Below are 14,531 nucleotides of genomic sequence, written 5' to 3' on the forward strand. Positions count from 1 at the left end.
ATTCTCGTGGTTACTCCGGGATAAGCTGCCAGCCTATACGACCTCTGAACTTGTGCATAAAGGTTGTCTCTACCATCTGCTTCAACCATGCACCCGCAAGTCCGCGTTCAACTCTGGTAACAAAAAGATCCCTTCCTTCCTTGTTGTCATAACGGGTATGGTCTGGAACGACAGGATAAATGATCATTGTGGTCGCCTGCCCTTTCCAGAGTGACTTACCGTTCGATGCAATACAGACCGCAAGCATCTCAGACATGCGTTCACGGTGAGTCATTCGTCCACCCTTGATCAGATCGATAACGTTCAAAGCCACAATTCTTCCGATAACACCTGAAATCATACCTGTTCTCGGCGCACCGGGAGTAATGGTCATACCGTTTCTCGTGGTATGAGGAACGGATATCGGTCCCGGAGGAGCAAACGCGATGCCGGCGGAAAAAATGTTTTTGTACAGCGGATTCTGATAGTTTGCCGGCCATGCATCAGGTGTTCTCACCAGTTCATCATAGCTCAACCCGTAAATACCGTCGGCGAGAATAAACCCTCCCGGATTGGTGACATAAGCGGAAATATCCTCTCCTTCCTTGTTATAGAAAGGAAAGGTTACACCTCGAGACTGCGGGATAAGCATGGCAAAATCGTATTCATCCTCTCCGAAATTACCTTCGAAATCTTCCCAGTAGATTTTTTTCTCATCTACCTCTTTGACCCCTCGCCGAACCGATTTTTCAAGTCCGAACTCATCCATCAGATCCTCGATAAGATCTCCTCCCCGGGCAATTCTTCCTCCACGTTTTACAACGTTAATACCACCGACGCCGAAATCGCCGATTGCCGGTTCATTGCTCAGGTAGGCAAGCTCGGCTTTATCCCTGAGACCACGTTGAGTAAGATCGGTATGTATGTTGGTGATATACTCGAACGCCGCACCCTGACAGGCAGCCATTGGATGGCCCGTACCGATAACCAGGCGCTGTTTTTCACCTCGCTTCATTCTTTCGACCAGCTCGAGATATGCGTCACGAGCCTTGATGGCGGTATCGAAATGACAGATAGATTCTGTATTTTTGTCCGGTCCGAGGCCGGGTGTAGCGGCATAATTCATATGGGCACCTGTAGCGACTATGAGATAGTCATAGTCGACGCTCGCTTCACCCCCGCCATTTGCCTGATCGACAACAACGTAATTCTCGTCAGGATGAACTGACGTTACTTTCCCCTGAATGAAATTCACATTGAACCTGTCGTAAATCGGCTTTAACTTGAAAGTGGTTTCTTCAGGCTTTACGGCATCTATGCCCAGCCACACCCACGAAGGGACAAAACCAAAAAAGTCAAGCTTGTGTATAACCGTGATTTCATGCTCCTTGCCTATAGCATCTCCAAGATACATTGCAGCAGTATGCCCTGCGAATCCAGCACCAATGATCGCAACCTTTGCCATCGCCTGTTTTCTCCAGTTATTCTCGCTGAACACCCTGTAAAGGATGTTGCAATTGTTAAAAAATAATTAAAATGAATTCAGTTGATTTTTGCGAGAGAAGATAGAAAATAAACCCAACACTGCAAACCCATATAGTCAAAGAGTTATAAAGGTATTCCGATCCGTTTCCGGGAAACCTTATTTTTTTTAATACCTTTACCGTAAAGAAAACGACCTTGAAATCCTGAACCGGCAGCTGCATTTCTGTGGGAGAGAAGACAAAAAAGCGAATATTTGCAATCGACTACGGCACAAAACGGATAGGGCTTGCAAAAAGCGATCCTTTCGGAAATTTTGCCCAGCCCGTCGGTACGTTTCCCCCTGAAAAAATCACCACGGTCCTCTCCTCTCTTCTCCTCAACGATCCTGCCGCAAAAATCATTGTCGGCTATCCTCTTAACAGCGACGGTACAAAAAACCGGATGACCGGCGTAGTCGATTGTTTTATAGAGGAACTGAAAAAAGTTTTTCCCGACCTCCCAGTTGAAACCATCGATGAACACGGCTCATCGAGACATGCCGGAAAACTGCTTGTCGAGTCAGGCCTCAGCAGAAGAAAAAGGCAGCAAAAAGGACGGCTTGACTGCGCCGCAGCCTGCTTGTTGTTGCAAACCTATCTTGAAAGTAGTGGCTGACTTCGCTATCCATTTAGCATTTCGATACGGCTTGTATTATTTTACCCTGGGCCGAGTGTTTCAATACCGCTTATACGAAGTAAAAAAATAAAATATATTGAACCCACTTTTAAGAGTTTTTTTTAAATCCGCCAGAAACTTTCGAATATCAACTGTAGAAATCAACACCCGCACCTATGAGTACACCTGCATTACTTGATATATTCAGATCTTCCGGGGCTTTGCTCGAAGGGCACTTCAAACTCACCTCCGGTCTGCACAGCAACACGTATTTTCAATGTGCAAAGGTCCTTCAGTACCCCGAGTACCTTACTGAAATATGCAAAAACATAATCGAGGCTTTCAACGGCCTGGATATCGATACCGTCATTTCACCCGCTGTAGGCGGCATTGTCGTAGGAACCGAAGTCGGCCGGCAATTAGGGGTAAAAACAATTTTTGCCGAAAGAAAAGAGGGTAAGATGGTCCTGAGAAGAGGCTTTACGATTTCTCCCGACGAAAAAGTGCTGGTGGTCGAAGACGTCATTACGACAGGCGGTTCAGTCGCAGAGGTTATCGAGGTTGTACAAGGCGCTGGAGCCCGCGTTGCCGGAGTCGGTTCTGTAGTTGACCGCAGCAACGGAACGGTAACGCTTGCTGAAAAACAGTTCTCCCTGCTCACCCTTGAAGTAAAAAACTATGAGCCGGACAGCTGTCCGCTTTGTGCAGCCAAGATTCCGCTCGATGCACCGGGCAGCCGCAGCCTTCGAAACAGCTAAGAAAAACAGGTATGCAGACAGCCTGTATTAACACCATCTCAATCATAGGCCTTGGATTGATAGGAGCTTCGGTTTTGAGAGCATTGAAAAAATCGCCCCTTGCCTTAAAACAGCGTATCCTGTTCAAGGGTTACGACCCCTCTTTCGACGATCGGGATATCGATCATATAAAAGAACTGGGCCTCGATCGTTTCGAAACCGATAAAAAATCGCTTTACGCGGCCGATCTCATCATCCTCGCCGCCCCGGTCGAAACAAATATATCATTGCTTGATGAAATCAAGAGAACCGTTGAAAACCCCACTCTTGTCAGTGACGTTTCAAGCACAAAAGCAGCCATAGCACGGCGGGCTGAGGAGCTTGGGATTGACTTTATAGGAATGCACCCTATTGCCGGAAAAGAGCAGCAGGGATACCATGCAAGTCATGATGAACTTTTTACCGGAAAAACCGTTGTACTTTGCGCTGATGAAGAAACTCTTTCACGCCCGGACGTTGGTAATCTCCAGGAACTCCTGCGATCGATCAAATGCCGGATTGTTGTAATGGCCCCTGAAGAACATGACAAAATCGTAGCAACGGTCAGTCACCTGCCCCAGTTGCTTTCAACCGCCTTGATCAATCATTGCGAACACGACATCGATAAAAGCGGTCCCGGCTTTTCGACACTGACCCGCCTCGCTGGTAGCTCCTGGGATATCTGGAAAGACATCATAGCGACAAATCGTGAAAACATCGCGTCGGAGCTCGACAGCTTCAGCCGGGAACTTGAACAACTCGCCGATGATATCCGAGCCAACAGGACAAACAAGGTCAGGGAACGGTTCGAAAAAGCCAACACACTCTATGACAACCTTACCAACAACAACAGCTGATGACATTCGCCATCGTAGTCAACATAAACCGTGACGAGGCGGTTGTACTTGCCAGAGAACTCATCACCTGGCTTGAAATGCGGGACCTCGACTATGTCTTCGACGCAAAATCAGCAGCCAAACTCGGTGTGGGAAATGCTGCCGAAATTGAAGAGCTGAACAAGCTTTGTGATGTTTTCATTTCCCTCGGCGGTGACGGCACTTTGCTTTTCACCTCTCACTACTCGGTCACAAAACCTGTTATCGGCATCAATGTCGGCCATCTTGGTTTCCTTGCCGAGTTCAGCAAGGAAGAGATGTACAGTGCCATTGAAAAAGTGCTTGATCGAACATACACCATTCATGACCGTACACAGCTCGAGGCGCAGGTTCCCTTTGGTGACAGCATCAAACGGTTCACCGCTCTCAACGATGTCGTTGTTGAAAAAGGTGCTTATCCGAGAATTCCGGCATTTATCATAAAGCTTGACGGAGAACAGCTCAGCGCGTATCGCGCAGATGGCATTATCATAGCCACATCTACAGGCTCAACCGCCTATTCCCTTTCCGCAGGAGGCCCGGTCATCGCACCGAAATCAAATGTATTCGTCATTACGCCTATCTGCCCGCATATGCTTACCGTGAGGCCTCTTGTCATCAGTGACGACAAAACCATCGAGATTTCCGTCGATGCGCCCGGCGGAGCGTTTCCCCTCAACTGCGACGGCCATGTGAGAAAGATGCTCATGCCCGGCGATGTTATAACCGTGAAGAAATCCAAGGAAATGATCAATCTTGTGGCCAACGAAAAAAGAAATTACTGCGAGATTCTCAGAAGCAAGTTGCTTTGGGGACGCGAGCATAAACCGGGCACCTGATAATTCCGTCTACCATCCAGAGTTTCATGAGTAACAGTATCTCCCTTGCCTCGCTTGGTCACCTGCTCGGCATCGATCCAACCATACCTCTTACAACCGCCGATATGTGCGCCAGGCTCAGTATAACGCTCTTGTCCGCAGAAAACAGCTCCCCGAGACTGGAGTGCTTTACCTCAGAACTCTTGAACGCCTGCAAGGTTCTCGGTATACGGATACTTAGCGAACAGGAAGCCTGCCGCTCCGACGGGACATTTAAACCAGGGGTCGTTGTCATTGCTCCAGGAGTGTTCAGCGATGAACAGCTCGCCATCAACCGTTTATCCACCCTTTATAACAATGTAATCGTCGGCATTCATGATGAATCCCCCCCTCTGACGGAGGCATCTTCCCCCCAGGACAAACTTGACAGGATTGTCGGGAAACTTGCCTGGGACATGGTTCACCTCAGCATTTACGTCACAGAAGAGAGCTGGACCATCTGCACGATGAATGGTGGTGTCGTCAGTTTTGAAGGACCATGTCCCCTTCCTTCCGATGTGCGGAAGACACTGGTACCAAAACTATCGGCCCAGGTCGTTCCTCCAAAATCTTCCGATCTTGACCACAAACCGGGCGCACTCAAAGCCGGATTGACCGACATGCAGGAGATCGTCAAAGATTTTGCGGTATGCAGCCAACGCTGGAGCTCCAACCGTTATCTTCTTACCCATACCTCACGCGAAACCCTGCAATACAGAAGCCCTCTTTACAGAAAAATTGTCGCTCGCTACCTCGATCAGCGCAGTGGCATGAGTTACGGTTTCTTTGCCCGCCAACAGCCGGTCTCAGCCCCACCCGCATTGTTGTTGAAAGAATCCGGATGCATGGTAAGCGAATCGGAATTGAAAAATGCCCCGCTGCTCTCACTGGAAAACAAGCACTATGTGCCCGTCCTGGTAATGGACGAATGGTTCCTTATCGAACCGGTTCCCGTTAAAGTCATAACTACCCGCTCCGGATGCAGAAAAACAAGTCTGAACCCCGATATAGACCTGGTAGCACTAAGCCTTGACAAGGGCTCGATCACACTCATGACCCCTCAAGGACTTCCGAACACCACGATATCGAGACCCTCGTTCGATACTCTGACCATTCTCTCCCATGCCCTTGGGAATACGTTTATTTCAAGTATTCTTCAAAAGATCCGGCCTTCGTGGCAGTTTCCCGAAGCACTTGCCAAAAAAGGAGCATCGATGACGCACTGGCATGGCTACCCCGAGAAATCCGTCATTCCCGAAGGTTATTTTTCCCACGGCAGCAGCAATCCACCGGTATCCTGTTCCACACCGCAATCGGCGGCCTACAGCTTGCTGGGCAAGATAGAGGCATTGGAACAGGCACTTCGTAAAAACCGGAATTATCAAGGGGATATTCATATCGAACCGAACCACGGCACGAATATCGTTGGCCTGTGCTCCCTCGCTGAAACCGCCGCGTTCATCAATGGCGTCCACCCATAATCGAAGCGGTGGGGTGCCGAAGTTATTAAAAATCCCCGTCCATAATATTCAAGGTTTCATATCTTCGCGAGGATTTCTATCTTGAGTGTTTGTTGATAAACCCATTTTGTTTTCTTGTAATTTTTAACCGGATTGGTAAATATGCCTCAACTAACCAGATCAGCAGAACTTTTTGAGAAAGCGAAACAGTTCATTCCCGGTGGGGTAAACTCCCCGGTTCGCGCATTCAAATCAGTCGGCGGTACACCTGTCTTCATGGCAAATGGCGAAGGCGCCTACATGACCGATGTCGACGGCAACACGTACATCGATTACGTCGGCTCATGGGGTCCATTCATTCTCGGCAGCATGCATCCCAAAGTTACCGCAGCTCTCGAACACACCCTGACCAAGGTCGGCACAAGTTTTGGAACACCGATCGAGCTCGAGATTGAAATCGCCGAACTTTTGACAAAGATCGTTCCGTCGATCGAGATGGTTCGCATGGTCAACAGCGGAACCGAAGCAACCATGTCTGCCGTTCGCCTTGCACGCGGCTATACCGGTCGTGACAAAATCATCAAGTTCGAAGGCTGCTACCACGGTCATGGCGACAGTTTCCTCATCAAAGCGGGTTCCGGCGCCCTGACTCTCGGTACACCCGACAGCCCTGGTGTTACTAAAGGCACCGCCAACGATACCCTGAACGCCAAATACAACGATATCGACTCGGTTAAAGCGCTGGTCAGCGAAAACAAGGACAACGTTGCCGCAATCATTATCGAGCCTGTTGCCGGCAATACCGGCGTGATTCCCGCCAAAAAAGAGTTTCTCCAGGACCTCCGCGACTACTGCACACAGGAAGGCATCGTTCTGATTTTCGACGAAGTCATGTGCGGTTTCCGAGTAGCGCTTGGAGGAGCACAGGAACTCTACGGCATTACGCCGGACCTGACAACCATGGGTAAAATCATCGGTGGTGGCCTTCCGGTTGGCGCATTCGGCGGCAAACGCGAAATTATGGAACACATTGCTCCTGTCGGTGATGTTTATCAGGCGGGAACGCTTTCAGGCAACCCTCTTGCAATCACTGCCGGTCTTGCCACCCTGTCGGTACTCAAGGATGAGAATCCTTATCCTGAGCTCGAAAGAAAAGCGGCTGTTCTCGAGGAAGGCTTCAGGAACAACATGAGTAAGCTCGGCCTGAACTATACCCAAAATCGTGTCGGCTCCATGGCATGTTTGTTTTTCACCGACAAGCCAGTTGAAAACCATGACGATGCGGTTGCCTCCGATCTTCAGAAATACTCAAGGTACTACCAGTCCATGCTCGATCAGGGCATCTACCTTGCTCCGTCACAGTTCGAAGCAATGTTTACCAGCACTGCGCACAGCGACGAGGATCTGGAAAAAACAATCAAGGCGAACTACGTCGCTCTTCAGGCCGCTGAAGCATAGCCCACCGGTTTCGGAAAAAAACGAAAACAGTGGAGGCTATCTGTAGCCTGTATTTTGTCTCTATGAAGTCATCCCCGGGTGAGACCTGTGAAATCCGAAACAACTATTTCACAGGTTTTACCCGGGGATCCATCTTTTGGCGAAAGACCTTATGGGCACCTCATCCCGTTTGGAATGACTTTTGAGAAATAGGATGCCGTGCTCCGACAAAAACTATTTCCCTGGCAAGATAACCGTTGAACGTATCTCTTCAAGTGTTACATAAACATGTGCTCCGGATTCCGCTGCAAGATCCTCGACAACCGGCAGAAACTTTTCGATTTGCTCTTGAGTATCCATAATTTCAATCACAATGGGCAGACTTTGCGAAAGCTCAAAAATTTTGGTCGTACGCAACGTACCGCTCATACCGTATGAAAGAATTCCTTTAAACACCGTTGCACCGGCAATCCCCCGTTCCTTTGCTTCGGCAATAACCGCTTCATAGAGCGGACGATGATGATATTTCGCCTGCTCCCCCATGTAGACCCGCAACAACTGCCTGTTTTCAAATTCAATCATAGGGTTATCAACAAAAAATGAATGAGAGTACCTCGTCACTTGTCACTGCTTTTATGTCCACATCTTTGCAAGCTGCATACCGAGATAAAGACAGAAAATGCCACCGATAATACTTCCAAACAGATAGATCGATGCATACAGCATTTCTCCATCCCGCAACAGGGATGCGATTTCATACATATAGGAAGAAAAAGTCGTAAATCCCCCACAGAATCCCGTTGCAAGGAGTAGACGTAGCTCAGGAGAAACAAGCGACGAGGTAATCGACAGTTCACTGACAAATCCTATCAACAGACATCCGACCATATTGACGGTGAGTGTACCAAAAGGGAAACCTGTTCCTATAAACGGCAGCAGAAGAGCAACAAGGTATCTTGCAACCGCTCCGGCAAATCCCCCTGCACCGACAAGCAGCAGAGCTGCATAACGTTCCATCATGAATATGTATATCTCTTCCGATTCCGGTTGCTGGCAACATCTTGCGGACTGTCCACCAAAAACTGCGGGAGGCCTTTCAGTTCTCCTGCTTCGTCTGACGATCCTCGATACGTTTGTGTGCACAGCACATCTCGTCAAGAATGCCCAAAAGAGTATTGAAAATTCCTATACCGATTATTGTCGGAGCCCACGTGCTGATAAAAACAGCCATTATCTCATGATTGGCCCATGTTCCGAAAATAAAAATGTATATGGAGAGCAGTATGGATATCCCTGCCCCGATAAAGTACACTATCGGCTTCATAATCATACGGTCATGCTGTGTGTTGGCAAACATTGACTGTTGTAAAAAGACACCTCTATTATCGTTGTCAGCGTACCGTCTTTTATCAGTCCGATGAAATACGTCTGAGGCACACAACAAATTAATAGACGTGTTTTAAATTTATCATTTTTTAGGGTTATACTATACACCAGTTTTATCAACAAAGGCGCCTATCATCTGTTTGCAACGCGTGACGATTCCTGACTATACAAGTTTTTTAGGTCTTCCCGGCAATGTCATCGCGCTGCTTTTCAGTGCCTACCTGCTCTACCTCGGCGCTGATTGGCTGGTAAAAGGCGGCAGCAACCTTGCAATGCGTTATGGGGTCAAACCCTTTGTGATAGGCCTGACGGTTGTAGCTTATGGAACGTCGATGCCGGAGTTTGTTGTCAGCTTTTTCGCCAACGTTGTCGAACATTCAGCAACAATATCCCTTGGAAACATCATCGGCAGCAACATCACCAACATCGGTTTGATCCTCGGATTGAGCACTCTGATCTTCCCTATTCATATCGCCTTCCAGAACATTCGTAACCAGTTGTTTTTTCTTTTCGGGATCAGCACGCTGCTCTACATGCTCTCCCTTGACGGCTCTATTTCAAGGTCAGAAGGCGGCTTGCTGCTGCTGTTGCTCGCCGGTTACCTGTTTTCTCTTTACAAAACAACTGAAACAGCCGAAGACTCTTTTGAGGAAGCAGATAAGGAACTGGAAATATACTCTCTATCGATCAGCCTTTTGATGGTTCTTGGAGGAAGTATCCTGCTGTCATTCGGAGCGTGGTCTTTCGTGAAAAGTTCAGTATGGATAGCCGAACAGTTCAGTATTCCGAAACTCTATATCGGGCTTTCAATCGTCGCACTCGGGACCTCTCTGCCTGAACTGGCCACGTCGGTAGTCGCCGCATTCAGAAAACAAAGCGAAATATCGGTTGGCAATATCATCGGCAGCAATGTGTTCAATATTCTTTTCGTACTGGGAGGTGTCGGCCTGATAAAGCCCATTTCCGTCCTCGAACCCGTCATTCACGGCGTCGGCATTTCCGGTCGCTTTCCCCACACTGAGTACTTTGTAATGCTCGCTTTCGGCCTGCTCCTCTTTCCGATGAGTTACAGGCGAAACAAGATCGGCCGTATTTCGGGCCTGGTTCTCCTGTCGGGGTATGTCCTATTTTACTGGTGGCTGTTCGGACAGTAGCCCGATCAGAGAAAAATCCCCGGAGATTTACGACCTTTTCTCCTCTTCATTGTCAGCGCAGCGACCCCCAGAATGGTGAGCAAAATATCGGGGCTGGGAACGATAAGGGTATTGGGACAAAGCTGTACAACTTTTCTCGACAAAGCAATATCCCTGGTTACGAATATAGCATAAACATCATCCGTATATTCAAGGACTGCTTCCAGCATGGGAAGGTCAGACGCCGTATCGCCACAGACAAGATGTGGTCCCTTATCGAGACAAAGATCGATCTGGTCATCGATAAATTTCAACCCGTCGCCTTTGTCAAACCCCCTTACTCCATTTTGACCATTGACCGTCAGAATGACCTCGATATCTTTACCGGTATCGACAATCTTGAATATCGAGCTGTCAGGATCAATTTCACGTACAATATCCGAGATACTTTGCAGCAAGGCAAGCGAGTCCTCCTCGGCAATCGAGTTTGCAACATCCTGCCTGGCGATGGTGAGTTGGCCAAATTTCAGTTGAAGCCCTGATCCGACATAAAAAAACTTTTCAAACTCTGTTTTTTTCTCCAGTTCACTGACTTTAGCGGCCAACTCATCAAGCTTGACCTGTCTGGCTGGATCAATGAATGCCCGGTGTTCAACAAGATCGAGATCGAGAAACTCTCTCCCCTTCGAACCTGCGTAGATAAATACATTGTCCGGATTGACCGAAACATCGATAATTCCGAAATTTCTCAGCGGTGCGGATGTGATGAAAATGGGATTTTCCGTGCACAAGGAAGCAAAACGGGAAAGAAAGATCGCGTTGTAAACCGGCTGAATGGATGAACGGTAATGACCGCAATAGTTATTGGTAGTTCCGTCCCTGTCGGTTATAAAGCAGTTGAAATGTAAATTGTCGAGAAATTCCAGCCCTCTCATAACATGACCATCAAAGTTGTTGTACAACTTGCTGATATAATCGATAAAGGAATCCTCACCATGCTCGAGGTAATAGGTATCTTTTTTCAGCTCCCTGATTTCATAAGAGAGATCCACATTGATGGAGTGTATATCATCGATATGGATGATGCTTGTCTCATAATCCCTGAAATACACATCTTCAAGGGAACGGCGAGCGTTTTTCAGGGATTCGATGGAACGCGGGTTGATAACCCTTGCTGAAAAGATGTTTTTTACGATAGGCAGGCGGATTATCCTGGTCAGAGCCTTGAGATGAAAAAGATCCTTGAACGAGTGGATCGGCTGTAGACTGATATCGATATCCGGAATGGAATACTCTTTTGTAGGCAGGGAAAAGCCCTGTCCCTTTTCAATGAAAGTAGAAGGGGTGGAATCAGGACTTCTCATGGGAACAGCGACTTGTTGCGTTCATGAACTCCAGGGAAAATATGCACATTTCAGTGCTATGATCAAAAAAATCCACAAAGGTATACGGCGGTCGACTACCTACACCTGTGGAAACAGTGGTCAATTGTTACCGGAGAGCTTTTTACCTGCGGCGACAATCATGAAGGTAACTGCTGCCGTAAGAATGATCATAGCCCCCGAAGCCACATCGAAAATATAGGACATCCATAAACCCGAAAGTGTAAAGAACGCACAGAAAAAAGATGAAAGAACCATCATCACGAGAAGGTTTCTGCTGAAATAACGAGCAATTGCAGGCGGAATGGTCAACAAGGCGATTACCATCACGATACCGACCACCCTTACAAGCACAACAACCGTTAACGCAATGAGACAGAGTTGAAGCAGATAGAGCAACATGGTAGGCACACCCGAGGCTTCAGCGTACTCCTCATCAAAAGAAATGGCAAGGAACTCCTTGTAACAGGCAAAGACGACCAGGACGATAAAAAGATCGAGGCCGGCGATCATAAGGAGATCCGACCGTGGTACGGTAAGAATGCTTCCAAAAAGATAGCTGAAAAGATTCGGCACATATCCGGGTGAAAGCCCGATAAAGAGAACCCCGACGGCCATACCGGCCGCCCAGAATGCCCCGATTGCGGTATCCTCGGCGACTTTTGTCTTTTTACTCAGCAACCCGATACCCAGCGCCGAAAAAAGGCTGAACGGAATCAAACCAAGCAGGGGATTGATCCCCAGATAATAACCGATACCGATACCGCCAAACGCCGCATGTGCTATTCCACCGCTTATAAAGCCGATTTTCCGGACAACAACATAGGAACCGATTATACCGCAGGCAAGGCTTGCCAGAAGAGCTGCCAAAACAGCATTCTGCATAAACTCGTACCGGAAAATTTCAATCATGGCTTAGCCTGTTAAACGCTTTCAATCTTCTCCTTTATGCTTGACAATATCGACAGGATAGTGGTACATACCGGAAAGTTCCTCCTTTGTAATACTGCCATGCTCATGCATTCCTAACCTGCAGTTCAGGCAGGCTACTCTTGAAACATGCTGGCTAATGGCGCCTGTATCATGGGTAACCATGATGATGGTCATGGACTTGACCAGGCTGTCCAGCAGGTCATAAATGGATGTTTTCATTTCAGGATCGATGCTTGCGGTAGGTTCATCGAGCAAGAGCAGTTCGGGCTGGCCGACAAGTGCCCTTGCAATAAGCAGACGCTGTAACTCCCCGCCGGACAACCCTCCAACCTGGCGCTTTTCCAAACCAGCCATTCCTACCGTTTCCAGAGCATGCCTAGCCATCACCTTGTCTTCATTACCATAACCCCTGAACAATCCCCTTGAGGAAATTCTTCCCATCAGCACCGTTTCACTAACGGTTATCGGAAAGTCCCTGTCAAAAAACAGGCGCTGCGGGACATAACCGATGCGCTTTCTCGATATCGCCGGATCCCTGCCAAAAACTTTGACCTTTCCGGCTGTCGGCTTTTGCAGACCGAGAATCACCCTCAGCAGAGTTGTCTTCCCACCTCCATTCGGGCCGACAATCCCAAAAAATTCTTTCTCAAAGACCTTCAAGGACAGCTTTTCCAGAATTTTGGTCCCACCGATGCTGACCGATACGTCGTTCAGCGTTACAATTTCATGGTTCATTGCATACTCGCCACAAAAGCTTCTGCCGCCTGCCTCAAATTGTCGATATAATCACCCGACAGTGGATCGACAGGCTGGATAACGCCCCCAATCTCACGAGCGATAGTTTCAGCCTGAAGCGAACTGAATGTGGGTGATACGAAAACAACTTTGATATCATATTTTTTAGCCTGACCGATAACCTGTTGCATTGTTTTCGGGGTCAACTCCTTTCCTTCTTTCTCGGCGGCAATCTGTTTCAGGTTGAACTCGTCGGCAAAATACCCCCATGCAGGATGAAACACCATGAATGCCCTGTTTTTCATTCCTTCAAGTTTTTGCGTTATCTCCACAGAAAGCTCCCCGAGCTTCACTTCGAGCATTCGCCGGTTTTCAGCATACTCGATTTTATGCTGAGGATCAAGCGTAGCAAGGCAACGCTCAATATTGTTGGCGATCAGAATGCCGTTCTGAGGCGATAGCCAGAAATGAGGATCGATTTTTTCGTGAACATGATCCCCGCCATGCCCCTGCATCGTCCTCGATCTGTAATCCCGAGAAGCATCACAAACCACCATATGAGGGTTTAACGCCGTGAACTTCTTCATCCAGTCAAGCTCGAACTCAATTCCCGAACCTGCTTTGACAAACATACCGGCATCCCCCAGAGCAGTCATCTGACCGGGTGTGGGATCATACGTGTGCGGGTTCGCTCCCGGCGGCACCATGACGGTGACATCGACATGCTCTCCTCCTATCTGTTTCACAAAAAACGAAAGCGGTACTATCGATGTCACAACCCGCATTTTCTTTGCTTCCGTTTTGCTTGTGCTATCTTTTTTCACGCCCGCGTAGAGCACCTGGAGGTTGACGGCAAACAGCATGACGCATGCCATTGCCACAACCTTGACACCGTTGATTATCTGTTTTGTTCCTGTTCGCATTTTTCACATAATCCATTTAACTGAACAACATGGCTGAGCAGAGTAAACCCGTCAATCTTCATTCCATCCCTGTACATACAGTCCGAGACATCACCGATCTTTCCGCACGAAACACAGACAATATGGTGATGATGCATATCCGGCTTATCAGCGTTACAAAGCGCATAGCGCCGTTCACCGCCAAAGGTCACGATCCTGAACAAAATGCCGCATGCCACCATCGTTTCGAGGTTCCGGTATATTCCCGGAAGCCCGCACTGTCCGATACTTTCTCTCAAGATTCTCCGAACATCCTGCGGTGAGAGCACTCCCCCCTTTTTGAGAAAAAGGTCGATAATGGCTTTACGGCGTAGGGTCACTTTACATCCCGCAGCCCTGAGCTTGTCAAGTAGTTCTTCCATTCTCTAAATAGAAACAATTTCTATTTAGAGAAAATAAAGCGTTATTCAATACATAAAAAAAAGCGGCTGCCTCATTCCACCGTGAAACAGCCGTTTGAACCTGCTTTCATGCGCC

16 protein-coding genes are annotated in these 14,531 nt (G+C 48.1%); 7 read left to right on the forward strand and 9 right to left on the reverse strand.

Going from position 1 to position 14,531, the window contains the following annotated elements; all coding sequences use genetic code 11:
* Positions 1-10: 10 nt before the first annotated feature.
* On the reverse strand, positions 11-1,444 hold the full coding sequence (locus tag CR164_RS03935; RefSeq protein WP_110022696.1) for an NAD(P)/FAD-dependent oxidoreductase: 1,434 nt from the start codon (positions 1,442-1,444) through the stop codon (positions 11-13).
* A gap of 245 nt (positions 1,445-1,689) precedes the next feature.
* Between CR164_RS03935 and ruvX the strand changes: the two genes are divergently transcribed.
* From ruvX to hemL, 6 genes are all read left to right on the forward strand, one after another.
* Positions 1,690-2,118, forward strand: coding sequence for a Holliday junction resolvase RuvX (gene ruvX / locus CR164_RS03945; RefSeq protein WP_110022615.1), 429 nt, complete (start codon positions 1,690-1,692; stop codon positions 2,116-2,118).
* A gap of 176 nt (positions 2,119-2,294) precedes the next feature.
* A complete protein-coding gene (gene pyrE / locus CR164_RS03950) occupies positions 2,295-2,876 on the forward strand; it encodes an orotate phosphoribosyltransferase (protein WP_110022616.1) in 582 nt (193 codons plus the stop codon).
* Positions 2,877-2,887: 11 nt separating this feature from the next.
* A complete protein-coding gene (locus CR164_RS03955; RefSeq protein ID WP_110022617.1) occupies positions 2,888-3,751 on the forward strand; it encodes a prephenate dehydrogenase in 864 nt (287 codons plus the stop codon).
* Positions 3,751-4,608, forward strand: coding sequence for an NAD(+)/NADH kinase (locus tag CR164_RS03960; protein ID WP_110022618.1), 858 nt, complete (start codon positions 3,751-3,753; stop codon positions 4,606-4,608). Before CR164_RS03955 ends, CR164_RS03960 begins: the two co-directional genes overlap by 1 nt.
* 26 nt (positions 4,609-4,634) lie before the next feature.
* Positions 4,635-6,107 carry a hypothetical protein gene (locus CR164_RS03965; RefSeq protein WP_110022619.1) on the forward strand — a complete coding sequence of 491 codons (1,473 nt, stop codon included), beginning with the start codon at positions 4,635-4,637 and terminating at the stop codon, positions 6,105-6,107.
* Positions 6,108-6,248: 141 nt separating this feature from the next.
* Complete coding sequence (gene hemL, locus CR164_RS03970; RefSeq protein WP_110022620.1) at positions 6,249-7,544, forward strand: glutamate-1-semialdehyde 2,1-aminomutase; 1,296 nt, start codon at positions 6,249-6,251, stop codon at positions 7,542-7,544.
* 213 nt (positions 7,545-7,757) lie between these two features.
* Here hemL and CR164_RS03975 read toward each other — a convergent pair whose 3' ends face one another.
* The 3 genes from CR164_RS03975 to CR164_RS03985 all read right to left on the reverse strand — a co-directional run bounded on the left by CR164_RS03975 (position 7,758) and on the right by CR164_RS03985 (position 8,847).
* The gene (locus CR164_RS03975; protein ID WP_167392933.1) at positions 7,758-8,105 is read right to left on the reverse strand and encodes a DUF190 domain-containing protein; all 348 of its coding nucleotides are present in this window, start codon (positions 8,103-8,105) and stop codon (positions 7,758-7,760) included.
* Between the two features lie 51 nt (positions 8,106-8,156).
* On the reverse strand, positions 8,157-8,543 hold the full coding sequence (gene crcB, locus CR164_RS03980; RefSeq protein WP_110022621.1) for a fluoride efflux transporter CrcB: 387 nt from the start codon (positions 8,541-8,543) through the stop codon (positions 8,157-8,159).
* Positions 8,544-8,619: 76 nt separating this feature from the next.
* On the reverse strand, positions 8,620-8,847 hold the full coding sequence (locus CR164_RS03985) for a hypothetical protein (RefSeq protein ID WP_110022698.1): 228 nt from the start codon (positions 8,845-8,847) through the stop codon (positions 8,620-8,622).
* Positions 8,848-9,058: 211 nt separating this feature from the next.
* Here CR164_RS03985 and CR164_RS03990 point away from each other — a divergent pair, with 211 nt between their 5' ends.
* Entirely contained in the window at positions 9,059-10,063 is a 1,005-nt protein-coding gene (locus CR164_RS03990) for a calcium/sodium antiporter (protein WP_239994458.1), read from the forward strand.
* A 5-nt stretch (positions 10,064-10,068) separates the two neighbouring features.
* Here the strand turns inward: CR164_RS03990 and CR164_RS03995 are convergent, their stop codons facing one another.
* The 5 genes from CR164_RS03995 to CR164_RS04015 all read right to left on the reverse strand — a co-directional run bounded on the left by CR164_RS03995 (position 10,069) and on the right by CR164_RS04015 (position 14,416).
* Positions 10,069-11,406 (reverse strand): trehalose 6-phosphate synthase, encoded by a 1,338-nt coding sequence (locus CR164_RS03995; protein ID WP_110022623.1) that lies wholly within the window; start codon positions 11,404-11,406, stop codon positions 10,069-10,071.
* 120 nt (positions 11,407-11,526) lie between these two features.
* The gene (locus tag CR164_RS04000; protein WP_110022624.1) at positions 11,527-12,336 is read right to left on the reverse strand and encodes a metal ABC transporter permease; all 810 of its coding nucleotides are present in this window, start codon (positions 12,334-12,336) and stop codon (positions 11,527-11,529) included.
* A gap of 21 nt (positions 12,337-12,357) precedes the next feature.
* Positions 12,358-13,092, reverse strand: coding sequence for a metal ABC transporter ATP-binding protein (locus CR164_RS04005; protein ID WP_110022625.1), 735 nt, complete (start codon positions 13,090-13,092; stop codon positions 12,358-12,360).
* Positions 13,089-14,015 (reverse strand): metal ABC transporter solute-binding protein, Zn/Mn family, encoded by a 927-nt coding sequence (locus CR164_RS04010; RefSeq protein WP_239994453.1) that lies wholly within the window; start codon positions 14,013-14,015, stop codon positions 13,089-13,091. The genes CR164_RS04005 and CR164_RS04010 overlap by 4 nt, the downstream gene beginning before the upstream one ends.
* On the reverse strand, positions 13,991-14,416 hold the full coding sequence (locus CR164_RS04015) for a Fur family transcriptional regulator (protein ID WP_110022626.1): 426 nt from the start codon (positions 14,414-14,416) through the stop codon (positions 13,991-13,993). Before CR164_RS04015 ends, CR164_RS04010 begins: the two co-directional genes overlap by 25 nt.
* Positions 14,417-14,531 lie beyond the last annotated feature (115 nt).

The sequence above is a fragment of the Prosthecochloris marina genome, assembly GCF_003182595.1.
Taxonomy (GTDB): domain Bacteria; phylum Bacteroidota; class Chlorobiia; order Chlorobiales; family Chlorobiaceae; genus Prosthecochloris; species Prosthecochloris marina.

Excerpts from the sequence above, each read along its gene's own strand:
- CR164_RS03935 (WP_110022696.1), bottom strand. The coding sequence starts at position 1,444 with ATGGCAAAGGTTGCGATCATTGGTGCTGGATTCGCAGGGCATACTGCT.
- pyrE (WP_110022616.1), top strand. The coding sequence starts at position 2,295 with ATGAGTACACCTGCATTACTTGATATATTCAGATCTTCCGGGGCTTTG.
- CR164_RS03955 (WP_110022617.1), top strand. The coding sequence starts at position 2,888 with ATGCAGACAGCCTGTATTAACACCATCTCAATCATAGGCCTTGGATTG.
- CR164_RS03960 (WP_110022618.1), top strand. The coding sequence starts at position 3,751 with ATGACATTCGCCATCGTAGTCAACATAAACCGTGACGAGGCGGTTGTA.
- CR164_RS03965 (WP_110022619.1), top strand. The coding sequence starts at position 4,635 with ATGAGTAACAGTATCTCCCTTGCCTCGCTTGGTCACCTGCTCGGCATC.
- hemL (WP_110022620.1), top strand. The coding sequence starts at position 6,249 with ATGCCTCAACTAACCAGATCAGCAGAACTTTTTGAGAAAGCGAAACAG.
- CR164_RS03975 (WP_167392933.1), bottom strand. The coding sequence starts at position 8,105 with ATGATTGAATTTGAAAACAGGCAGTTGTTGCGGGTCTACATGGGGGAG.
- crcB (WP_110022621.1), bottom strand. The coding sequence starts at position 8,543 with ATGATGGAACGTTATGCAGCTCTGCTGCTTGTCGGTGCAGGGGGATTT.
- CR164_RS03985 (WP_110022698.1), bottom strand. The coding sequence starts at position 8,847 with ATGAAGCCGATAGTGTACTTTATCGGGGCAGGGATATCCATACTGCTC.
- CR164_RS03995 (WP_110022623.1), bottom strand. The coding sequence starts at position 11,406 with ATGAGAAGTCCTGATTCCACCCCTTCTACTTTCATTGAAAAGGGACAG.
- CR164_RS04000 (WP_110022624.1), bottom strand. The coding sequence starts at position 12,336 with ATGATTGAAATTTTCCGGTACGAGTTTATGCAGAATGCTGTTTTGGCA.
- CR164_RS04005 (WP_110022625.1), bottom strand. The coding sequence starts at position 13,092 with ATGAACCATGAAATTGTAACGCTGAACGACGTATCGGTCAGCATCGGT.
- CR164_RS04010 (WP_239994453.1), bottom strand. The coding sequence starts at position 14,015 with ATGCGAACAGGAACAAAACAGATAATCAACGGTGTCAAGGTTGTGGCA.
- CR164_RS04015 (WP_110022626.1), bottom strand. The coding sequence starts at position 14,416 with ATGGAAGAACTACTTGACAAGCTCAGGGCTGCGGGATGTAAAGTGACC.